Raw genomic sequence first — 22938 nt, 5'->3', positions numbered from 1 at the left:
GTGCTCGCACGCGTTGTCGGCATGGGCGCGGGGGGCCCGGTCGGCCGACGTGTTTTCGCCCAACAGGTCGCCGCCCAGACCACCAGCCACCGGGCCGACCCCGGACCCCCTTCGCCGGTACGCGGAGGTGGCACGGACAGCGTTCGGGGATACTCACCACCGGGGCCCGGATTCGTACCCCCGTACCGGCCCCGGCCCGTGCCGCGTCGCGTCGCGTCGCGCGACGGTTCCCCCAGGAGTGTGACCTTCGCCGCTCGGGAGTGTAGGACTGGGCAGCTACATTACCCACAAGTAGCATAGGGTCTGAGCGCGCGCTCAGCGCAACGCAGCAGTGCCATCCCGCACCCTGGAGGAGAGCCATCGTGCCTCGTACCGTCAGGGATGTCGTCTTCGTCGACGGCGTCCGCACCCCGTTCGGCAAGGCGGGCCCGAAGGGCGTCTATCACGAGACCCGTGCCGACGACCTCGTCGTGAAGGCGATCCGGGAGCTGCTGCGCCGCAACCCCGGACTCGACCCGAAGAAGATCGACGAGGTCGCGGTCGCCGCGACCACGCAGATCGGCGACCAGGGCCTGACCATCGGCCGCACCGCCGGCATCCTCGCGGGCCTGCCCACCACGGTCCCGGGTTACTCCATCGACCGCATGTGCGCGGGCGCCCTGACCGCCGTGACCGCGGTGGCCGGCTCCGTCGCCTTCGGCGCGTACGACGTCGCCATCGCGGGCGGTGTCGAGCACATGGGCCGCCACCCGATGGGCGAGGGCGTGGACCCCAACCCGCGCTTCGTCTCGGAGAAGCTGGTCGACGAGTCCGCCCTGTTCATGGGCATGACCGCGGAGAACCTGCACGACCGCTACCCGACGATCACCAAGCAGCGCGCCGACGAGTACGCGGTCCGCTCGCAGGAGAAGGCCGCCAAGGCGTACGCCGACGGCAAGATCCAGGCCGACCTGGTACCGGTCTCGGTGCGTCGCACCAACGCTGAGGCGGGCGAGACGGGCTGGGGCCTGGTCACCGCCGACGAGCCGATGCGTCCGGGCACCACCCTGGAGAACCTGGCCGGTCTCAAGACGCCGTTCCGCGTCCACGGCCGGGTCACCGCCGGTAACGCGGCCGGTCTGAACGACGGTGCCACCGCCTCGGTCATCGCATCCGAGGACTTCGCCCGCGAGAACGGGCTGCCGGTCAAGATGCGCCTGGTCTCCTACTCCTTCGTGGGTGTGGAGCCCGAGGTCATGGGCTACGGCCCGATCCCGGCGACGGAGAAGGCGCTGGCCCAGGCGGGGCTGTCCATCTCCGACATCGGCCTGTTCGAGATCAACGAGGCCTTCGCCGTCCAGGTGCTGGCCTTCCTGGAGCACTACGGCATCGCCGACGACGACGCGCGCGTCAACCAGTACGGCGGCGCCATCGCCTTCGGCCACCCGCTGGCCTCCTCCGGCATCCGCCTGATGACGCAGCTGGCCCGCCAGTTCGAGGAGCAGCCGCACGTCCGCTACGGCCTGACCACCATGTGCGTCGGCTTCGGCATGGGCGCGACGGTCATCTGGGAGAACCCGCACTTCGAGGGGGACAAGTGAGCACCACCGCCGAACTGTTGAAGGGCGCGGCCGCGCTCTTCCCGGACGAGGTCGTCACGACGGCCCACGTACGTCACTTCGAACTGCCCCTGGGCGCTGGGCGCTTCGCGCTCATCACCCTGGACAACGGTCTCGACCACACCAAGCCGACCACCTTCGGCCCGCAGTCGCTCGCGAACCTGGACGCCGCCATCGACCAGGTCGAGAAGGAGGCCGCGGACGACGCGATCGTCGGTGTCGGCATCACCGGCAAGCCGTTCATCTTCGCCGTCGGCGCCGACCTCAAGGGCGTCGAGCGGCTGAAGGAGTGGGACCACGCCCACGCCATCGGCAAGGGCGGCCACGACGTCTTCAAGCGACTCTCGAAGCTCGCCGTCCCGACCTTCGCGTACTACAACGGCGCGGCCATGGGCGGCGGCGTCGAGGTCGGCCTGCACTGCGCCTACCGCACGGTGTCCTCGGCCATCCCCGCCTTCTCGCTGCCCGAGGTCTTCCTCGGTCTGGTCCCCGGCTGGGGCGGCTGCGCGCTGCTGCCGAACCTGATCGGCGCCGAGAAGGCCGTCTCGGTGATCATCGAGAACAGCCTCAACCAGAACAAGCAGCTCAAGGGCGAGCAGGTCTACGAACTCGGCATCGCGGACGCGCTCTTCGAGGGCGCCGACTTCCTGGAGCAGTCGCTGATCTGGACGGCGGCCGTCCTCAAGGGCGAGATCGTCGTCGACCGCCCGGTGATCGACCGCGGCGAGGCCTGGGACCAGGCCGTCGCCAAGGGCCGGTTCATCGCCGACTCCAAGGTGCACGGCGCCGCCCCGGCCGCCTACCGCGCGCTGGACATCATCGCCGCCGTCAAGAACGGCGACCTCCAGCAGGGCTACGACGCCGAGGACAAGGCGCTCGCCGATCTGATCATGGGCGGTGAACTGCGCTCCGGTCTCTACGCGTTCAACCTGGTGCAGAAGCGCGCCAAGCGCCCCGCCGGTGCCCCGGACAAGAACCTGGCCCGTCCGGTCACCAAGGTCGGTGTCGTCGGCGCCGGTCTGATGGCCTCGCAGCTCGCGCTGCTGTTCCTGCGCCGCCTCGAGGTGCCGGTCGTGCTGACCGACATCGACCAAGAGCGCATCGACAAGGGTGTGGGCTACGTCCACGCCGAGATCGACAAGCTGCTCGGCAAGGGCCGCGTCAACCAGGACAAGGCCAACCGCCTCAAGGCACTGGTCACCGGTGTGCTGGACAAGGCCGAAGGCTTCGCGGACGCCGACTTCGTCATCGAAGCGGTCTTCGAGGAGATGGGCGTCAAGCAGCAGGTGTTCGCCGAGGTCGAGGCGGTCGCCCCGGCGCACGCGATCCTCGCCACCAACACCTCCTCGCTGTCGGTGTCTCAGATGGCGTCGAAGCTGAAGAACCCCGAGCGGGTCGTCGGCTTCCACTTCTTCAACCCGGTCGCGATCCTGCCGCTCCTGGAGATCGTCCGCGGCGAGCAGACCGACGACGCCTCGCTGGCGACGGCGTTCGGTGTCGCCAGGAAGCTGAAGAAGACCGCGGTGCTGGTCAAGGACGCCCCGGCGTTCGTCGTCAACCGCATCCTGACCCGCTTCATGGGCGAGATCCAGAACGTCATCGACGAGGGCACCCCGGTCGAGACCGCCGAGAAGGCCGTCGAGCCGCTCGGCCTGCCGATGTCTCCGCTGGTCCTCCTCGAGCTGGTCGGCCCGGCGATCGGTCTGCACGTCTCCGAGACGCTCAACCGGTCCTTCCCGGACCGCTTCACCGTCTCGCCGAACCTCAAGGCGGTCGTCGAGGCCGGCAAGCGCGGCTTCTACGTCTACGACAGCGGCAGGCCGGAGCTGGACCCGGAGGTCGCCGCGCTGCTCAAGCAGGGCGACACCGTCCTCACCGAGGAGCAGGTGCGGGCCCGGGTGCTCGACGCGGTGGCGCAGGAGATCGGGCTGATGCTCGACGAGGGTGTCGTCGCCGAGGCCCAGGACATCGACCTGTGCCTGATCACCGGCGCCGGCTGGCCCTTCCACCTGGGCGGCATCACGCCGTACCTGGACCGCGAGGGTGTCTCCGAGCGCGTCAACGGCAAGCGGTTCCTGGCCCCGGGTATGGCGAGCGTCCCCGCCTGACCGGCAGGCCCTGAAAGGGGGCGGGCCGCACGGAGACGATCCGTGCGGCCCGCCCCCTTTTCGTTCCGTGGGAGCCTGGCCGCATGGAGAACAACGCCGCCCTCCTCGTGATCGTCGATTCCGCGAACGTCGTCGGATCGGTGCCCGACGGGTGGTGGCGGGACCGCCGGGGCGCCGCGGAGCGGCTGCGGGACCGGCTGGCGGAACGTGGGCTCCCGGGCCGTACGGACCCGGCGGACCCGGCGGACCCGGCGGAGATCGTCCTGGTGGTGGAGGGCGCCGCGCGGGGCGTGGAGTCGGTGCCGGGAGTGCGGGTGGAGTCGGCACCGGGCAGTGGCGACGACCACATGGTCGGCCTGGTGGCCGACGCGGGTGAACGGCCGGTCCTGGTCGTCACCGCCGACCGCGAGCTACGGCGCCGGGTGACCGCCCTCGGCGCGACGGTGGCCGGCCCGCGGACGATCCATCCCTAGCCTTCCGCCTGCGCCCCTCGGCGGGCCCTCGGCGCGACGGTACGGGCCCTCCGCGCGACGGTAACCGCCCCACGGACGATCCCGTCCCCAACCTTCCGCCTGCGCCCCTCGGCGGGCCCTCGGCGGCCCTCTGACCGGGTCCTCTCTCCTCCCTCGTTGGCCCAACCGATCCTCCCCGGCCCCGTGGCCGCGTCGAGGCGGTCGCACGGGGCGGGGGCGGGAGCCAGGAGCGCTACCGGGAAGCCGGGCCCGACGGTTCGGCGGGTTCGGCGGGTTCGGCGGGACCGGCCCCCTCACCGCGGCCCAGGCGGCTGTGGCTTCGGCTGTAAAGGAAGTAGACGACGACGCCGATCACCATCCAGGCACCGAACCGCAGCCAGGTCTCGGCGGGCAGGTTCAGCATCAGCCACAGCGAGGCGGCGACCGACAGGACGGGCAGGAACGGCACCCACGGGGTGCGGAAGGCCCGGGGCAGGTCGGGGCGGGTCCGGCGCAGGATGATCACGCTGAGCGCGACGATGACGAAGGCGAACAGCGTGCCGATGTTCACCAGCTCGGCGAGTTCCGTCAGCGGGGTGAAGCCCGCGACGATCGCGATGATGACGCCGAGCAGGATGGTCGGCCGGTGCGGGGTCCTGAACCGGGGGTGGACGCGGGAGAAGAAGCGCGGCAGCAGTCCGTCCCGGCTCATCGCGAAGAACACCCGGGTCTGGCCGAGCAGCAGGATCATGCAGACCGTGGTCAGGCCGACGGCGGCGCCGAAGCTGATGAAGCCCGCGTACCAGGGATGCCCGGTGGCCTTGAACGCGTCCGCGAGCGGGGCGTCCACGGACAGGTCTCTGTAGTTCTGCATACCGGTGACGACGATCGACACGGCGACGTACAGCGCGGTGCAGATGAACAGGGAGGCGAGGATGCCGCGTGGCATGTCCCGCTGCGGGTTCCTGGTCTCCTCGGCGGCCGTGGCGACGATGTCGAAGCCGATGAAGGCGAAGAAGACCACCGAGGCCGCGGTGAAGATGCCCATCACGCCGAAGTTGGACGGCGCCCAGCCGAAGATCAGCTGGATGAGCGGTGAGTGGAGCCCCTCACCGGCGGCGACGGGCTGCGCCTTGGGGACGAACGGGTCGTAGTTGTCGGCGGTGATGAAGAAGGCGCCGGCGATGATGACGACGAGGACGACGGCCAGTTTGATGGCGACGACGACCGTGGTGACCCGGGCGGACAGCTTCATGCCGAGGACGAGGATGCCGGTGAGGATCAGCACCAGGGCGGCGGCGAGGATGTCGAACCCGAAGACCTTGGCCCCGTCCCGGATGCCGAGTTCGGCAGGCAGGTGCCAGCCCGCGTTGTCCAGCAGCGAGTGGATGTACCCGGACCAGCCGACGGCCACCACCGCCGTGCCGAGCGCGAACTCCAGGATCAGGTCCCAGCCGATGATCCACGCGGGCAGTTCGCCCAGGGACGCGTACGAGAAGGTGTAGGCGGAGCCCGCCACCGGGACGGTGGAGGCGAACTCGGCGTAGCAGAGCGCGGCGAGCGCGCAGACGACACCGGCCACCACGAAGGCCAGGGCCACCGAGGGCCCGGCGTTGTCCTTGGCGACCGTACCGGTGAGGACGAAGATGCCGGTGCCGATGATGACGCCGACGCCGAAGACGGTCAGGTCCAGCGCGGACAAGGACTTCTTGAGCGCGTGCTCCGGTTCCTCGGTGTCACGGATGGACTGCTCGACCTTCTTCGTCCGGAAGAGGGTGTTGCTCACGGATACCTCCCACGCTGTGTCGTCCTCGACATGGTCGAGAGGGGGCCAGGGCCTGCCGTTCGGATCATGCCGGGCTCGCGGGCCCTGGCACCGCAGTCCGCTTGCTGATCCGTCATGATCCAAACGGAAGACCCTAGACCGTGTGCCCCGGCGCGGGCGCCCTCACGCGAACGGGTCGCCCGTACCACTCTTCACAGTGGTACGGGCGACCCGTTCGGGCGTATCGGCGGGAGGTGTCGGTTCAGTCGCGGACCGGTTCCACCGAGTCGGCGGCGGAGCGCGCGTATCCGCCGTCCAACTTCGAGACCAGGCCGGTGACCTGGCGGGCGATGTCGGGGGCGGTGAGGCCGATCTCCGCCATCACCTCGGCGCGCGAGGCGTGGTCGAGGAAGCGCGGCGGAATGCCGAAGTCGCGCAGCGGCACGTCGACGCCCGCGTCGCGCAGGGCCTGCGCGATCGTCGAGCCGACCCCGCCGACGCGGGAGTTGTCCTCGACGGTGACGACGACGCGGTGCTTCTCGGCGAGCGGGGCCATGGCCTCGTCGACGGGCTTGACCCAGCGCGGGTCGACGACGGTGGTGGAGATGCCCTGCCGGTCGAGCAGGGCGGCGATCTCCAGGCACATCGGCGCGAGGGCGCCCACGGAGACCAGCAGCACGTCCGGGGTGTCGGTGCCGGGCTCGCGCAGGACGTCCATGCCGCCCACGCGGCCCACGGCCGGTACGGCGGGCCCGACGGCGCCCTTGGAGAAGCGGACCACGGTCGGCGCGTCGGTGACCTGCACGGCCTCGCGGAGCTGGGCGCGGACCTGGTCGGCGTCGCGCGGGGCGGCCAGCCGCAGTCCGGGGACGACCTGGAGGATCGACATGTCCCACATGCCGTTGTGGGAGGCACCGTCGGTGCCGGTGATGCCGGCCCGGTCCAGGACGAAGGTGACGCCGCACTTGTGCAGGGCCACGTCCATCAGCACCTGGTCGAAGGCGCGGTTGAGGAAGGTGGCGTACACGGCGAAGACGGGGTGGACCCCGCCGTGGGCCAGGCCCGCCGCGGAGACGGCGCCGTGCTGCTCGGCGATGCCGACGTCGTAGACCCGGTCGGGGAACCGCTTGGCGAACCGGTCGAGGCCGACGGGCTGGAGCATGGCCGCGGTGATGGCGACGACGTCCTCGCGCTCCTCGCCGATCCTGAGCATCTCCTCGCCGAAGACGGACGTCCAGTCGGCGCCGGAGGAGGCGATCGGCAGGCCCGTGTCGGGGTGGATCTTGCCGACGGCGTGGAAGCGGTCGGCCTCGTCCGCCAGGGCGGGCTGGTAGCCGCGGCCCTTCTCGGTGAGGCAGTGCACGATCACGGGGCCGCCGAAGCCCTTGGCACGGGTGAGGGCGGACTCCAGGGCCTCGATGTCGTGGCCGTCGATGGGGCCGACGTACTTCAGGCCCAGGTCCTCGAACATGCCCTGCGGGGCGATGAAATCCTTCAGGCCCTTCTTGGCGCCGTGCAGGGTGTCGTAGAGCGGCCGGCCGACGACCGGGGTGCGCTCCAGGAGCTCCTTGGTGCGGGCCAGGAAGCGCTCGTAGCCGTCGGTGGTGCGCAGGGTCGCGAGATGGCTGGCGAGGCCGCCGATGGTGGGCGCGTAGGAGCGCTCGTTGTCGTTGACGACGATGACGAGCGGGCGGTCCCTGGCGTCGGCGATGTTGTTCAGCGCCTCCCAGGCCATACCGCCGGTGAGGGCGCCGTCACCGATGACGGCGACGACGTGGTCGCCGGTCTTCCTGAGCTGGTTGGCCTTGGCGAGGCCGTCGGCCCAGCCGAGGACGGTGGAGGCGTGGCTGTTCTCGATGACATCGTGCTCGGACTCGGCCTGCGAGGGGTAGCCGGAGAGGCCGCCCTTCATCTTCAGTTTGGAGAAGTCCTGCCGGCCGGTCAGCAGTTTGTGCACGTAGGACTGGTGTCCGGTGTCCCAGAGCACCTTGTCCTTGGGGGATTCGAAGACGCGGTGCAGGGCGAGGGTGAGTTCCACCACGCCCAGGTTGGGGCCGAGGTGGCCACCGGTCTTGGAGACCGCCTCGACGAGGAAGGTCCGGATCTCCTCGGCCAGCCGGTCCAGCTCCTCCAGGGTGAGCCGGTCCAGATCACGCGGTCCCCTGATACGGGTCAGCAGCGGCACCCGTGCCTCCTTGCAGTAGAGCTGATCGAGCTGTTGCCGGGCTCGACGAGTCTAATGTTCCGGTCCGGCGCCCTGCGTCCGGGCGGTGCGTCGTATGTCACGCCATCGGCCTTACCCATGATCGGACCGGGCCGGGGCCTGTCCGGCACAGGCCCGTCGTCCGTCCGGAGGGCGGGCTCAGCGTGCGTGCCGGACGCCGCTGAGCAGGCGGGGATGTGTCGGACAGGCCCTACGACACGGCTGTGCCCGGTACCGCGCGGGTACCGGGCACAGAGTTTCGCGGACGGTGCCGCGAGGGGGTGGTGCTAGGCGCGGCCCGCGGTCTTCTGGGTCTTGCGGGTGATGGCGTCGATGACGACGGTCGCCAGCAGGACACCACCGGTGATCATGTACTGGACCGGCGAGGCGATGCCCTCGAGGGCGAGGCCGTACTGGATCGAGACGATCACCAGGACACCGAGGAGCGCATTCCAGGTGCGGCCACGGCCACCGAAGAGGGACGTACCGCCGATCACGGCCGCGGCGATGACGTTCATCAGGAACTCACCGGTGCCCGCGCCCTGGTTGGCGGAGGCGATCTTCGAGGCGACGAAGAGGCCGCCGATCGCGGCGAAGGTGCCGGCGATCGCGAAGACCGAGATCCGGACCATCTCCACGTTGATACCGGCACGGCGGGACGCCTCGACGCTGCCGCCGAGCGCGAAGACCTTGCGGCCGTAGGCGGTGCGGCGGAGCAGGAAGTCGGTGAGCACCAGCACCGCGAGGAAGATCACCACAGCGAGCGGCAGGCCCTTGTGCTGGTTGTAGACGAGCGCCACCACGAAGGCGACGACGGCCAGCAGCACGGTGCGCACGATGATGTCGTTCAGCGGGCGCGAGGGGATCCCGGCCGCCTCGCGGCGGCGGTTGCCCAGGAACGAGGTGAGGAAGTACGCGACGACGGCCACGACGGCGAGGCCGTAGGCGGCCGCGACATCGGTGAAGTAGTAGCTGGTGAACTTCCCGACGATGCCTTCGCTGTCCAGGTTGATGGTGCCGTTGCTGCCCAGGATCTGCAGCATGAAGCCCTGCCAGAACAGCAGGCCGGCCAGGGTCACGGCGAAGGCGGGGACGCCGATGCGGGCGAAGACGAAGCCGTGGATGATGCCGGCGACCGTGCCGGTGAGGATGGCCAGCACCAGGGCCAGCAGCTCGTTCATCCCGTGCGTGACGTTCATGACCGCGAAGGCCGCGCCCGCGACACCGCTGACCGAGCCGACCGACAGGTCGATCTCGCCGAGCAGCAACACGAAGACGACGCCGACGGCGATCATGCCGGTGCCGACCATGGCGACGGACATGTCGGAGAAGTTGCCGGCGGTGAGGAAGTTGGAGTTCAGGCCGGTGAAGATGGCCCAGATGATCACCAGGCCGATGACGACGGGGACGGACCCGAGGTCGCCGGCCTTCATCTTGCGCTTGAACTCGCCGAGGTAGCCGGCGAAGCCCTGTTCGCGCACCAGCAGCCGGGGGTCGACGGCGGTGACCGCCGCGGCGGCCGCCTCGGTGTTCTCGACCGTGCCGTTCGCGGGCCTCGAGGTCTTTTCGGTGCTCACTTGCCGGCCTCCCCATTGGTGCGCGCCGCACGACGGGTCACGGCGTTCTCCGTGGCGCCGGTGATGGCGGAGATGATCTCTTCCTGCGAGGTCGACTTGACCTCGAAGATGCCGTTGTTGCGCCCGAGGCGCAGGACGGCGACCTTGTCCGCCACGGCCTTGACGTCGGCCATGTTGTGGCTGATGAGGATGACCGCGTGACCGCGCTCGCGCAGCCGCTCGACCAGGTCGAGGACCTGTGCGGTCTGCTCGACGCCGAGGGCGGCGGTGGGCTCGTCAAGGATCACCAGCTTGGGCTCGCCGAGCATGGACCGGGCGATCGCCACGACCTGGCGCTGACCGCCGGAGAGCGAGGCGATCGGGATGCGGACGCTGGGTATGCGGATCGACAGGGTGTCGAGGAGCTCGAGGGAGCGGCGCTCCATCTCCACCTCGTCCAGGACGCCGCGCTTGCGGATCTCCCGGCCCAGGTAGAGGTTGCCGACGACGTCGATGTTGTCGCACAGCGCGAGGTCCTGGTAGACCGTCGCGATGCCCAGGTTCTGGGCGTCGTACGGCCTGTTGATCTGGACGGCCTTGCCGTCCCACTCGATGACGCCCTCATCGATGGGGTGCACGCCGGCGATCGTCTTGACCAGCGTGGACTTTCCGGCGCCGTTGTCGCCCACCAGGGCGACCACTTCACCGGCACGGACCTCAAGCTCTACGTCGGTGAGCGCCTGGACGGCACCGAATCGCTTGGAGACCCCGCGCAACGCCAGCACGGGCGTAGCGGACACGTGAACCATCTCCTTCGCCGCCTGACCCGGCGGGAGGTTGTGCAGAAGTATGGGGGGTGTTCCGACCGGCGCCCCGCGCAGCTTGCGGGGCTGGTGTGTGCGGGGCGCCGGCGGAGCTCATGGCAGTCGGTCCCTTACGGGAGCCCGGTGCGGACTCCCGTTCAGCTCGGGGGACCGGTGACTGCGGACCGCGAAGCGGTCTACTTGAGACCGATCTTGTCGCAGGCGGCCTTGTACTTGGCCGTGCAGATCTCCTCGACGGTGTAGATGCCGTCCTTGATCACGGTGTCGTTGATGTTGTCCTGAGTCAGCGACACGACCGGGACGAGCACCGAGGGGATGCCCTTGGTGGTGGCGCTGTCGGCCGTGTCCTTGGCGATGGAGTCCAGCGACTTGCCCTGGGCGAGCAGGACGGCCATCTCCGCGGCGACGTTCGCCTCCTGCGGGTACGACTTGTAGACGCTCATGTGCTGCTCACCGGTCACGATGCGCTGCACACCCGCGAGTTCGGCGTCCTGGCCGGTGACCGGGATGTCGTCGATGCCGGCGGCCTTCAGGGCGGTGATGATGCCGCCCGCCATGCCGTCGTTGGCGGAGTAGACGCCGACGATCTTGTCCTTGCCGAGAGCGGAGATGGCGCCCTCCATGTTGGCGTTGGCGTTCTCCGGCTTCCACTCCTTGGTGTCGTACTCGCGGCCGACCTTCACCTTGCCGTCGAGGACGGAGTGCGCGCCCTCCTTGAACTGGGCGGCGTTCGGGTCCGTGGAGGCCCCGTTCATCATGACGATCTGGCCGCCCTTGGCCTTGTCGCCCAGGGCCTCGAGGAGGGCCTCGCCCTGGGTCTTGCCGACGGTCACGTTGTCGAACGAGGTGTAGGCGTCGATCGGACCCTCGGCCAGGCGGTCGAAGGCCACGACCGGGATGCCGGCCTCCTTGGCCTTCTTCACCGAGCCGGCGATGGCCTTGAAGTCCACCGCGCCCACGATGAGCGCGTCGACCTTGTTGGTCACCATCGTGTCGACCTGCTGGCTCTGCAGGCTGGCGTCCTGCTTGGCGTTGGCGTAGACGACCTCGCCCTTGTTGTTCGTGAGCTCCTTGACCTTCTTCTCGATCAAGGGCTTGTCGAACTTCTCGTACCGCGCGGTCTGGTTCTCCGGCAGGAGCAGACCGATCTTGATGTTGTCGCCCTTGGCGGCGGAGTCGCCCGAGTCGCTGTCCTTCTTGTCACCGGACTCGGCGGCACTGCCGCAGGCGGCGAGAGAGACGGCCAGTGCACCAGCGGCAACGGCAACGGCGGTACGACGCATACGCGTGTTCACTTCAGAAACCTCCCTGACGAGGCCGCGACGTTGCGGCCGAGGTGGCTGGAAGTCAACTCGGCCACACGTGCGACGTCAAGAAGTAAATCCTTAACGAGATGGCAACGGTGCCATCCGTTCTCTAAGTGAAGGCATGCGAGACCGCGGCGAGGGTGCCGTTCGCCGTGCCGTCCAACAGGGTCGAATCGCCCATCTCGCTCAACGCGAGGGCGAGCGCGCCGAGTACCTCCGCACGGCCCCCAAGTGCCCCGGGGAGCACGGACAGCTGGCGTGCGGCGCTGGGGATCGCGTAACGGCCCACGGACTCCCTTATGGGCCCGAGGACCAGCTCACCGGCCTCGGCGAGATCACCGCCGAGGACCACCCGGCTCGGGTTCAACAAGTTACAGAGATTGGCGACTCCACTGCCGATGTGACGGCCTACGTCGGCGATCACCCTACGGCAGCCCGGATCGCCGTCGCGCGCCAGCCGTACGACGTCTTCCATCGTCAGATCCGTGCCGTGGCTGGGCTGGAGCAGGGGCAGCACATAGCGGGCCGCCGTGAAGGTCTCCAGGCAGCCACGGTTGCCGCAGCGGCAGACGGGGCCGGACTCGTCGAGCGTGATGTGCCCGATCTCCCCCGCGGTACCGCCCGGCCCGCGGTAGATCTTCCCGCTGATCACCAGACCGGCGCCGACACCGCTGGCGACCTTGATGTACGCCAGGTCGCGCACGCCCCGGCCGCTGCCCCACACCATCTCGCCGAGGGCGCCCAGGTTCGCGTCGTTGTCCACGTGCACGGGCACGCCGAGCCGCCCCCGCAGCTCCTCGGCGGGCTTGGTGCCGGTCCAGCCGGGCAGGATCGCGGTCGAGCCCAGGGTGCCGGACTCCACGTCGATGGGTCCGGGCACGCCGAGGCCGACCCCGGCGACCTTGGCCCGGTCCACGCCGGTAGCCTCGATCAGCCGGTTGACCAGTTGTTCCGCCCGGTCGAAGCCCTGGGCCGCGGAGGCGTCCACGTCCAGCGGCTCGGACTCCTCGGCGAGCACCTGGTGGGCCAGGTTCCCGACCGCGACCCGCAGATGGGTGTGCCCGAAGTCCACTCCCACGACGATCCCGGCGTCCCCGCTGAGCGATACGCTGCGGGCCCGGCGGCCGCCCGAGGAGGTGGGCGTGACCTCGACGGTCCCGCTCCCCTTCAACTCCCGGACGATATTGGACACCGTCGCCGCGGACAGGCCCGTGGTCCTCGCGATCTCGGCCTGGGTGAGAGAGCCCGCCAGACGTACTGCTCGAACGACCCGCTCAAGATTGGCTCGGTGCAGCGACGACTGCGACCCCGGAGTCTCCACGACGACCTCCTGCGCGCGGGGCCGCTTCGGTGAGACCCCGTTCCGTGTCCAACTAGTGAACTCTAAGATGAGCTGTTCCGGTTGCCTCCCGTCAAGAGGTTGAACCGTTTCGGGGTCCTTGGACACAGCTGCACCCTCCGCTCCCTGGGGCGGGAGCTGCGGGTGCGCGAGGCAATCCGGAGGGTGACTTCAGAGGGTCCGGGGACGGCCGCCCGGAGAAGGGCCGGAAGCTACTTCAGGGCGCCCGCGGTGAGGCCCTGCACGACCTGGCGCTGGAAGACGATGTACGCGGCGAGCACGGGGAGCATCGCCATCACGAGGCCGGCGAAGAGGCCGGACCAGTCCCCCTTGTAGCCTTGGCTGACGGCCAGCTGCACCAGGCCCTGGGTGAGTACGTGCTTGTCCTCGTCGGTGTTGAGCACGGTGGGCAGCATGTACTGGTTCCACTGGCCCAGGAAGTTGAAGATCCCCACGCTGATCAGGCCCGGTTTGGCCATCGGGAGCATGATCTGGAAGAACGTCCTGCTGTGCGAGGCGCCGTCCACGCACGCGGCCTCCGCCACGCTGCTGGGCAGGGTCCGGAAGAACGCGGTCAGGAAGAACACCGTGAAGGGCAGCGAGTACGCGATGTAGACCAGGATCAGCCCGTGGATCGTGTTCAGCAGGCCCATGTTGTTGACGACGTAGAACAGCGGGACCAGCGCGAGCATGATCGGGAAGCTCATGCCGCCGACGAACAGGTAGTAGATGAACCGGTTGCCCGGGAACTCGAAGCGGGCCAGCACATAGGCGGCCATCGAACCCAGCACCAGGGTGCCGATGAGCGAGCCGCCCACCACCAGGATGGTGTTGAGGAAGTAGTCGCTCATATGGGCCTGGGTCCAGGCCCGTGACCAGTTCTCGAAGTGGAGCTCGTCCGGCAGCGACCAGGGCGAGCCGAAGATGGAGGCGTCGTCCTTGAAGGACGTCATCACCGCCCACAGCAGCGGCAGGGCCACCATGATCGCCCAGATCACCAGGATTCCGTGCGAGAAGACGTTGAGGACGCCGCCCTCCCGCTTCGCCTTGGGCTCTTTGGCGGGCGCGCCGGGCGGCGGACCGTCCTTGGTGAGGGTGACACCGGACTCGGCCGGTACGGGAGCGGGGGGCTCGGTGGTCTTCATCGATCAGTACTCCAGCCGCTCGCGCCGCCCCAGCTTCATCACGACGGCGGCGAACGCCAGCGTGACGAGGAGGAGGGCGACACCGATGGTGGTGGCGTAGGCGGCCTGTCCGTCGCGGAACGCCTTCTGGTACACGTACAGGACCATGACGGTGGTCGAGTAGTCGGGGCCGCCGGGACCGGTCGTCATGATGTGTACGACCGCGAACGATTCGGCGCCCAGGGCGAGGATGCCCATGTAGACCCAGCCGGACTGCACGGTGTCCCAGAGCAGCGGCAGGGTGATACGGAAGAAGGTCGTGAACCGGCCGGCACCGTCCAGCAGCGCCGCCTCGTAGAGGTCCATCGGGATGGACGCCATACCGGCGGAGAAGAGGACCACGAAGAAACCCACCGTGGACCAGACGATCACCGCCATGACGGCCCACAGGGCGAGGTTCGGATCGCCCAGCCAGAGCGGCTGGACGCCGTCGAGCCCGACCGTCCGCAGGAACGAGTTGATCGCACCGCTGTCGGGGTTGTACGCGAACGCGAACAGCAGGGCGACGATCGCGATCGAGAGCACCTGCGGGAAGAAGTAGACGATCTTGTAGAAGGCGGAGCCCCGGACCCCCGAGATCACCGGTCCGCCGCGGCGCCGCCGGCCGCCCACATTGATCATGAAGGAGAGGAACAGCGCCAGCCCGATCGTCACCACCGGTACCAGCAGGGCGAACAGCAGGCTGTGCTGCAACGACTTCCAGAAGATGTCGTCGTCCAGCATGCGTGCGTAGTTGGCGAACCCGACCATCTCGAAGTCGGGGCTCAGACCGGTCCAGTCCGTGAACGAGTAGTAGATCGACTGGACGAACGGCCAGACGACGAAGAGCGCGTACAGCCCCAGGGGAACCGCCAGGAACCCCACGATGAACCGGTACTTGCCGTGCTGCATTGCTACGACCCCGATCTGCGCGCGGGCGGCCGTCGGGGCCTGCCCGGCAACGGTGCGCCGGACAGGCCCTGGTGACGGAAGCTCACTGATTGCTCATTGACCGCTCACTGGTGCTTGTAGTGCTTGATCGACGAGTCCTTGGCCGCCTCGTCCGCGAAGGCCTGGATCTTCTTGACGGTCTCGGCCGGGGTCGCGCGGCCGGCCATCATCTCGCCGAGGCCGGAGACGCCGATCTTCTCCTTCTGGAGCTGCACGTACCAGTCCTGGAGGCGCGGGTTCACCACGTTCTCCCCGGCCACGTCCAGCGCTGCGACACCGGACTTCAGGCCCGGGGTCAGTTCGATGCCGTCGGTGCCGCCGTTGTACGCGGTCAGTGACTTCACCTTGCCGGTGAAGTTCTTCGAGGACGCCTCGCTCAGCATGATGCGCAGCTGCTCCATGCCGCCGGCGGTGTTCGCCGCCTTGGCGGGAACGACGAAGGGTTCGCCGCCGGAGGCCCAGAGGGTGCCGAAGGGCAGCTTGTCGGAGGAGTCCAGACCGGTGGGCGCGGAGACGGCGAGGCCGAAGTCGTCGGGCATGACGTTCGCCGACTCGTTCTCCACCCAGGAGCCGTTCGGGATGAACAGCGCGTCGCCCTTGGCCCAGGCGGTCTGGGACTGGATGTGGTCCAGGCCTGGGGTGCCCTTGAGGACGTAGCCCTTCTGCTGGAGCTCGTAGTAGGCCTCGAAGCACGCCTTGACGGCAGGGTGCTTCCAGGCGTTCGGCTCCAGGTTGTCGATGGCGTCGAGCACCTCGCGCCCGCCGACCTTGCCGATCATCGGGTACAGCGAGAAGGGGAGGTAGTACGGGTACTTGCCGGCGTAGGTCCAGCCGGCCATGCCCTTCTTCTTGGCCTTCGCGCAGACCGCGAGCATCTGGTCCCAGGTCTCGGGGTACTGCTCGTCGAGCGAGTCCAGCGCCTTCTGGGAGTACCAGACGCCGTAGACCGTGTAGGCGTAGTAGAGGATCCACACCTGCTCGCCGTCGAACTGGCCCATCTCGACGATGCCGGGCCGCAGCGTGTCGCGGACCTTGGTGCCCGGGTCGTCGTAGGAGGGGGCGTCCAGCAGCGGGGTGAGGTCGGTGAGCTGCTTCTTGCCGACCAGGGTGCCCATGTCCATCTGTTCGGCGCCGGAGTTGTCGATGAGGTCGGGCGGGGTGCCCTGGTTGAAGCGCGGCTGCAGGGTGGACTGGATCTTCTGGGTGGCGGAGAATTCCACCTTCGTCCCGGGGAAGGCTTTTTGGTACACCTTGACCGCGTCCTCGGCGTACTCCTTGCCGAAACCGCCGTCGAACAGGACGAATTCCAGCTTCGCGGTGTCATTGACGCCGAGCGGGTTCTTCGCGGTCTTCTTGCCCTCCTCGGCCTTCTCCTGATCGTTCCCGCCGCCGCTGGCACATGCGGACAGGAAGCCCATCGTGGGGACGGAGATCAGGCCGAGCGCCGCGGACCGCTTGATCAGGTCGCGGCGGCCCACTCCCGTGGCGCCGTGGCCGGTTCGGTCGCGGGTGCTGTGCTCGCGGGTGCCGTCGTACTCGGCGGAGTTGGATCCCATGCTCAAGTCCTCGCCTTCTCCAGGACTCAGGCGGTGAACCGGATCCTTCCCGGCACCGCGTTCGGGTCACGCTGGGTCGTGCAGGAAGTGCAGGAAGTGCAGGAAGTGCGGCTGGTGCCGGCGGCACCAGTGGTACGGGACGTGGCGGCGCTTGCCGTTCGGGAGCGGTGAAGAAGCCCCGGAGTGCCCGACAGGTATAGTCCACTTTCCGCCGACGGAGCAAGATCGAACACAAGGTTCGCCGGTGGTCTTTTCCGAGTTGAGACCTGGCGGAAATATGAGCGGTTGTCGCGTTCCACTACGGAAGAATCATTGCCTCCGGGCCCGAATGCCGCATTCAACACCCTTGACACCGCTCATCACTTGACCCACTACTGGTGCTTGCGCAGCAATTCTGACAACGTTGTCCAAGCCAGGGAGGGTGCTCGCGCATGCAGCACGGAGTTCGGCACAGAATGCGGCACAGATGGGGCCCGGCGGTCGTCGCGACGACCGCCTTTGCCGTGGCGGCGGCCTCCCCGGGCGTCGCGGTCGCACTGCCCGGGGCACCCGCGAAGGCGGACCGGGAGTTCGCTTCGTCGTTCGAGGCCGGGGAGCCGGCCCCCGACTGGCTGAACACCGTCGACACCCCACGGGGCGGCAAGAAGCGCGCCTCGGGCGTCGACGGCGGCTACAGCAGCGGCATACCGGGCAATGTCACCGACCATGTCACGGACGTGCGCGCCAGCTCGGAGAACGCGGGTGCCGGGGAGGTGAAGGAGAACCTCGTCGACGGCGAGCCCAGCAGCAAGTGGCTGGCCTTCACGTCCACCGGCTGGGCCGAGTTCGACCTGGACGCACCGGTCGAGGTGGTCCGGTACGCGCTCACCTCGGCCAACGACTTCGCCCCGCGCGACCCACGGGACTGGACCCTGAAGGGTTCGGCCGACGGGGAGAACTGGACGACCCTCGACACCCGTTCGGGCGAGACGTTCGCGGAGCGGTTCCAGACCAAGGGCTACGACCTGGACGCGTCGGCCGTCGCCGGGTACCGGCACTTCCGGCTGGAGATCACGAAGAACGGCGGGGCGGACGCGCTCCAGCTCGCCGACGTCCAGTTCTCCACCGGCGACACCGAGAAGCCCATCCCGCAGGACATGCTCTCGCTGGTCGACCGCGGCCCGAGCGGCTCCCCGACGGCGAAGTCGGGCGCCGGGTTCACCGGAAAGCGTGCACTCCGTTACGCCGGTCGGCACACGGCCGAGAAGCGGGCCTACTCGTACAACAAGGTCTTCGACGTCAATGTGAAGGTCGACCGCCGTACGGAGCTGTCGTACAAGATCTTCCCGTCGATGGCGGACGGCGACCTCGACTACGACGCCACGAACGTCTCCGTCGACCTGGCCTTCACCGACGGCACCTACCTGAGCGACCTGCGCGCCACCGACCAGCACGGCTTCCCGCTGACCCCGCGCGGGCAGGGCGACGCCAAGGTGCTGTACGTCAACCAGTGGAACAGCGTCGCGTCGGGGATCGGCTCGGTCGCGGCGGGCAAGACCGTCGACCGGATCCTGGTCGCGTACGACTCCGCCAAGGGCCCGGCGAAGTTCCGGGGCTGGCTGGACGACGTGTCGCTGAAGCAGGTGAAGCCCGAGCGGCCGAAGGCCCATCTGTCCGACCACGCGGTGACGACCCGGGGCACCAACTCCAGCGGCGGTTTCTCGCGCGGCAACAACTTCCCGGCGACCGCCGTGCCGCACGGCTTCAACTTCTGGACGCCGGTGACCAACGCCGGTTCCCTGAGCTGGCTGTACGACTACGCGCGCGGCAACAACGCGGACAACCTGCCGACGATCCAGGCGTTCAGCGCGAGCCATGAGCCGAGCCCCTGGATGGGTGAGCGGCAGACCTTCCAGGTGCTGCCGTCCGCCGCCTCCGGCACCCCGCAACTGGGCCGTGATGAACGGGAGCTGGCCTTCCGGCACGAGAACGAGACCGCGCGGCCGTACTACTACGGGGTGCGGTTCGAGAACGGCCAGAAGGCGGAGATCGCGCCGACGGACCACGCGGCGGTCATGCGCTTCACCTACCCGGGTGACGACGCGAGTGTCCTGTTCGACAACGTCACCGACCAGGCCGGCCTGACTCTCGACGAGGAGAACGGCACCTTCACCGGCTACTCGGACGTGAAGTCCGGGCTGTCCACGGGCGCCACCCGGCTGTTCGTGTACGGCGCGTTCGACAAGCCGGTGACGGGCGGCTCCACCGCGGGCGTCAAGGGCCATCTGCGGTTCGACGCGGGCAAGGACCGGACGGTCACCCTGCGCCTGGCCACCTCGCTGATCAGCCTCGACCAGGCGAAGGACAACCTGCGCCAGGAGATCCCCGCGGGCCGGTCCTTCGAGTCGGTCGAGCAGAGCGCCCAGCGGCAGTGGGACAAGCTGCTCGGCAAGGTCGAGGTCGAGGGTGCCACGCCGGACCAGCTGACCACGCTCTACTCGAGCCTCTACCGGCTGTACCTGTACCCGAACTCGGGCTTCGAGAAGGTCGGCGGCACGTACAAGTACGCCTCCCCGTTCTCGAAGATGCCCGGGCCCGACACTCCGACGCACACCGGCGCCAAGATCGTCGACGGCAAGGTGTACGTCAACAACGGTTTCTGGGACACCTACCGGACCACCTGGCCGGCGTACTCCTTCCTGACCCCCTCCAAGGCGGGTGAGCTGGTCGACGGGTTCGTGCAGCACTACAAGGACGGCGGCTGGACCTCCCGCTGGTCCTCCCCCGGCTACGCCGACCTGATGACCGGCACCTCCTCGGACGTCGCGTTCGCCGACGCGTACGTCAAGGGCGTGGACTTCGACGCGGAGGCGGCGTACGACGCGGCGGTGAAGAACGCCACCGTCGTGCCCCCGTCGTCGGGCGTCGGCCGCAAGGGCATGGCGACCTCGCCCTTCCTCGGCTACACCGGCGCCGAGACGCACGAGGGCCTGTCGTGGGCCCTGGAGGGCTACCTCAACGACTACGGCATCGCCCAGATGGGCAAGGCCCTCCACAAGAAGACCGGCGACAGGCGCTACCAGGAGGAGTCCGCCTACTTCCTCGACCGGGCCCAGGAGTACGTCAACCTGTTCGACTCCAAGGCCGGGTTCTTCCAGGGGAAGAGCACGAAGGGCGACTGGCGCGTCGAGTCCTCGACGTACGACCCGCGGGTGTGGGGCTACGACTACACCGAGACGAACGGCTGGGGCTACGCCTTCACCGCCCCGCAGGACAGCCGGGGCCTGGCCAACCTGTACGGCGGGCGCGACGGTCTCGCGGACAAGCTCGACGAGTACCTCGCCACCCCGGAGACGGCCTCCGCCGAGTTCGTCGGCTCCTACGGCGGGGTCATCCACGAGATGACCGAGGCGCGGGACGTCCGGATGGGTATGTACGGGCACTCCAACCAGGTGGCCCACCACGCCCTGTACATGTACGACGCGGCCGGACAGCCCTGGAAGACCCAGAAGAACGTCCGTGAGGTGCTGTCGCGGCTCTACACCGGCAGCGAGATCGGGCAGGGCTACCACGGGGACGAGGACAACGGCGAGCAGTCGGCCTGGTACCTGTTCTCCTCGCTCGGCTTCTACCCGCTGGTGATGGGCAGCGGCGAGTACGCCATCGGCTCCCCGCTGTTCAAGAAGGTGACCGTGCACCTGGAGAACGGCCGCGAGCTGGTCGTCAAGGCGCCGAAGAACAGCGCGAAGAACGTGTACGTGCAGGGCCTGAAGGTCAACGGCCGGAGCTGGGACAAGACCTCGCTGCCGCACTCGGTGCTCGCCAAGGGCGGGGTCCTGGAGTTCGACATGGGCTCGCGGCCGTCGTCGTGGGGCACCGGCAAGAAGGCGGCACCCGCGTCGATCACCCAGGACGACACGGTGCCCACGCCCCGCGAGGACGTGCTGAAGAGCGAGGGCGCCCTGTTCGACAACTCCTCGGCGACCGGTGCCACGGTGTCCACGGTCGACCTGCCGGTGACCGGCGGGACGAAGGCGGTGCAGTACACGCTGACGTCCGCGGACCACACCAAGGCGCCCACGGGATGGGTCCTGCAGGGGTCGTCCGACGGCACGACGTGGAAGACCCTCGACAAGCGGGACAAGCGGGCGGACGACCCGGACGCCTTCCGCTGGGACCGGCAGACGCGGGCCTTCTCGGTGGACAGGCCGGGGAAGTACGGCCACTACCGGCTGGTCCTCAGTGGTGAGGCGACGCTGACGGAGGTGGAACTGCTGAGCTGAGCCGGCCGCGCGTCGCAAGCGGGTCCGGGCCGTGGTGGCCCGGACCCGCTTCGTCGTGTCACCGGCACGTCGTGTCACCTGAACGTCGTGTCACCGCCGCGCGCGGCGCGGGTTCAGCCGTTCAGCCGACCCGGCAGGGCAGGCTCGTCGTGCTGTCACCGCCGGAGCCGGAGACGACATAGCCGAAGGTGGCACTCTGTCCCGGATTCAGCGCGCCGTTGTAGTCGGCGTTGTGGACCATGACGGCCTGGCCCTGGTAGGTGGCGTTGCCGCTCCACAGGCTGTCGACCCGCTGGCCGGCCGGGAGGGTCCAGTCGACCATCCAGCCGAGCATGGGGACGTCACCGCTGTTGGTGACGGTCACCTGGGACTGGTAGCCGCCGTTCCAGCTGCCCGTCGTGCTGCGGGTGGCGGTGCACCGGCCGGGAACGGGCTCGGTCGGGGGGTTGCCGGGCTCCTTGATGCCGGTCACCTCGCCGTTGCCGCCGTCGAAGACGACGTCGGAGCAGGAGTAGAAGGTCTCCGCGCTGTCCGAACGCTGCCAGACCATGTAGACGATGTGGCGGCCCGACTTGCCCGCCGGAAGCTGCCCGGTCCAGGAGTAGTTGGCGTCGACGGTGCCCGGGGACCCCTTGAGCGGCGGGTGGTCGACGGAGAGGAACGGCCGCTCCTCCATGTCGTTCCAGGTGAGGGCCCGGGTCGGGTCGAAGCCATCCTTGGTGATGTACACGTAGAACCAACCCGGGTGCGCGGCCCAGGCGTTGTAGGAGAAGTCGACGGTCGCACCCGAGGTGAGGTGGGTGAGCGGCCAGTCGTTACGCGGCTGGTTGAAGCCGGTGAAGCTGGTGTTGCCGCCGCTGCACAGCTGCCCGTCCGGCACGAAACCGCGGGTGCGGCCTGCGCCGTCGGAGCGCAGCACGGAGAACCAGTTGTAGAACGGCGTGGTGCCGCTGACCTGTGCGGCGGCCTTGCACGCCGGGTTGACCGGCTTGATCTCACCGGTGGCGGTCAGTCCGTCCTGCCAGCACAGGAAGGTCCGGCTGGCGGGCTTCATCGGCGTCCCGTGCGCCTCCGCCTCGCCGCCCGCGGTCATGACCAGGCCGACGGCCGGGATGGTGGCGAGCAGGGAGACGAGGACCAGGAAGAGGGCTCTGGTGCGGGTGGGGAGCGTGGGCCGGGGAGCGGTGCCGCCCCTCGCCCTTGTTCTCATTACTGTCGGGATCATGACACACCTGTCCGTCGCTGCGGGTGCTACGGGTCACGGGTCGTGCACATGGGTGCGTGTGCATGCGCGTGCGCTGCACGCGTGGGGCCGAGCGAGACAGGAGCATCCCTGCGGCGGGTTCCGGTCCGACGAAGGATGGGAGCGCTCCCATCTCACTCGTACGGGGAAGGTAGCGCCGGAGGCTCCGCTTGTAAACGGGTGGCGCAACGGGGGCGGCTCCAGCGTCGGTTACGCGCCGTTCAGGACGGCTCGTCGAGGATCCTTTCGACGGTGGCGGCCGCCTGCGCTCCTTCGAGGAGCCTGACCACGCTCGCCAACCCGCGGTCCCCGTACGGGGCGTTCAGCGCCGCCCGGACCATCACCACCACGTCCTCGCGGAGCCGGGTCCCGCGCAGGTCGACCGGGCGGTCCAGTTGCTCCCCCAGGACGGACGCGAACTGCGCCCGGCCCTGTGGGTCCGCCATGCACGACAACGTGCTCAACTCTCCGGTGAGGCGCAGGAACAGCGTCACCTTCCGGGAACGGCGCGCAGGCCGTGCGCGTCCCGGACGGGTGAACGGAGCTGTCCCAGCGCATGGTTGTCGTAGCGGCCGGTGGCGACGAGCAGGGCGAAGCGGCCTGTGGACACG

Annotated in this window: 16 protein-coding genes; 5 read left to right on the top strand and 11 right to left on the bottom strand. The window is 68.9% G+C overall.

Annotated features, from left to right (window positions below; translation table 11 throughout):
- Positions 1-362 precede the first annotated feature (362 nt).
- From ACFPZI_RS25980 to ACFPZI_RS25970, 3 genes are all read left to right on the top strand, one after another.
- Positions 363-1580 carry a thiolase family protein gene (locus ACFPZI_RS25980; RefSeq protein WP_381367515.1) on the top strand — a complete coding sequence of 406 codons (1218 nt, stop codon included), beginning with the start codon at positions 363-365 and terminating at the stop codon, positions 1578-1580.
- A complete protein-coding gene (locus ACFPZI_RS25975) occupies positions 1577-3706 on the top strand; it encodes a 3-hydroxyacyl-CoA dehydrogenase NAD-binding domain-containing protein (protein ID WP_381367512.1) in 2130 nt (709 codons plus the stop codon). Before ACFPZI_RS25980 ends, ACFPZI_RS25975 begins: the two co-directional genes overlap by 4 nt.
- An 83-nt stretch (positions 3707-3789) precedes the next feature.
- On the top strand, positions 3790-4179 hold the full coding sequence (locus ACFPZI_RS25970; protein WP_381367509.1) for a PIN domain-containing protein: 390 nt from the start codon (positions 3790-3792) through the stop codon (positions 4177-4179).
- 232 nt (positions 4180-4411) lie between these two features.
- On the opposite strand, the gene ACFPZI_RS25965 is transcribed toward ACFPZI_RS25970, so the two are convergent.
- From ACFPZI_RS25965 to ngcE, 9 genes are all read right to left on the bottom strand, one after another.
- Positions 4412-5944: an amino acid permease gene (locus ACFPZI_RS25965; RefSeq protein WP_381367507.1), complete on the bottom strand. Its 1533-nt coding sequence runs from the start codon at positions 5942-5944 to the stop codon at positions 4412-4414.
- 241 nt (positions 5945-6185) lie between these two features.
- The gene (gene dxs / locus ACFPZI_RS25960) at positions 6186-8108 is read right to left on the bottom strand and encodes a 1-deoxy-D-xylulose-5-phosphate synthase (RefSeq protein WP_381367504.1); all 1923 of its coding nucleotides are present in this window, start codon (positions 8106-8108) and stop codon (positions 6186-6188) included.
- 305 nt (positions 8109-8413) lie between these two features.
- Positions 8414-9703, bottom strand: coding sequence for a sugar ABC transporter permease (locus tag ACFPZI_RS25955; protein ID WP_381367502.1), 1290 nt, complete (start codon positions 9701-9703; stop codon positions 8414-8416).
- Complete coding sequence (locus ACFPZI_RS25950; protein WP_381367499.1) at positions 9700-10491, bottom strand: ATP-binding cassette domain-containing protein; 792 nt, start codon at positions 10489-10491, stop codon at positions 9700-9702. Before ACFPZI_RS25950 ends, ACFPZI_RS25955 begins: the two co-directional genes overlap by 4 nt.
- 191 nt (positions 10492-10682) lie before the next feature.
- The gene (locus tag ACFPZI_RS25945; protein WP_381368075.1) at positions 10683-11789 is read right to left on the bottom strand and encodes an ABC transporter substrate-binding protein; all 1107 of its coding nucleotides are present in this window, start codon (positions 11787-11789) and stop codon (positions 10683-10685) included.
- Between the two features lie 133 nt (positions 11790-11922).
- Positions 11923-13134, bottom strand: coding sequence for an ROK family transcriptional regulator (locus ACFPZI_RS25940; protein ID WP_381367496.1), 1212 nt, complete (start codon positions 13132-13134; stop codon positions 11923-11925).
- Between the two features lie 230 nt (positions 13135-13364).
- Positions 13365-14297 (bottom strand): carbohydrate ABC transporter permease, encoded by a 933-nt coding sequence (locus ACFPZI_RS25935; RefSeq protein WP_381367494.1) that lies wholly within the window; start codon positions 14295-14297, stop codon positions 13365-13367.
- A 3-nt stretch (positions 14298-14300) separates the two neighbouring features.
- A complete protein-coding gene (locus tag ACFPZI_RS25930; RefSeq protein WP_381367491.1) occupies positions 14301-15227 on the bottom strand; it encodes a carbohydrate ABC transporter permease in 927 nt (308 codons plus the stop codon).
- A gap of 104 nt (positions 15228-15331) precedes the next feature.
- Positions 15332-16822 (bottom strand): N-acetylglucosamine/diacetylchitobiose ABC transporter substrate-binding protein, encoded by a 1491-nt coding sequence (gene ngcE / locus ACFPZI_RS25925; RefSeq protein ID WP_381367488.1) that lies wholly within the window; start codon positions 16820-16822, stop codon positions 15332-15334.
- A 33-nt stretch (positions 16823-16855) separates the two neighbouring features.
- Here ngcE and ACFPZI_RS25920 point away from each other — a divergent pair, with 33 nt between their 5' ends.
- Together ACFPZI_RS25920 and ACFPZI_RS25915 are read left to right on the top strand one after the other, a co-directional pair.
- Positions 16856-16993: a hypothetical protein gene (locus tag ACFPZI_RS25920; RefSeq protein WP_381367486.1), complete on the top strand. Its 138-nt coding sequence runs from the start codon at positions 16856-16858 to the stop codon at positions 16991-16993.
- Positions 16994-17277: 284 nt separating this feature from the next.
- Entirely contained in the window at positions 17278-21084 is a 3807-nt protein-coding gene (locus ACFPZI_RS25915) for a GH92 family glycosyl hydrolase (protein WP_381367484.1), read from the top strand.
- 121 nt (positions 21085-21205) lie between these two features.
- On the opposite strand, the gene ACFPZI_RS25910 is transcribed toward ACFPZI_RS25915, so the two are convergent.
- Complete coding sequence (locus ACFPZI_RS25910) at positions 21206-22294, bottom strand: lytic polysaccharide monooxygenase (RefSeq protein WP_381367481.1); 1089 nt, start codon at positions 22292-22294, stop codon at positions 21206-21208.
- A gap of 254 nt (positions 22295-22548) precedes the next feature.
- A complete protein-coding gene (locus ACFPZI_RS25905; protein ID WP_381367478.1) occupies positions 22549-22821 on the bottom strand; it encodes an effector-associated domain 2-containing protein in 273 nt (90 codons plus the stop codon).
- Positions 22822-22938 lie beyond the last annotated feature (117 nt).

Source organism: Streptomyces chlorus (assembly GCF_042655885.1).
Lineage (GTDB): Bacteria > Actinomycetota > Actinomycetes > Streptomycetales > Streptomycetaceae > Streptomyces > Streptomyces chlorus.
Note: the sequence above shows the minus strand (reverse complement) of the source record. Positions and strands in the feature narration are given on the sequence as shown.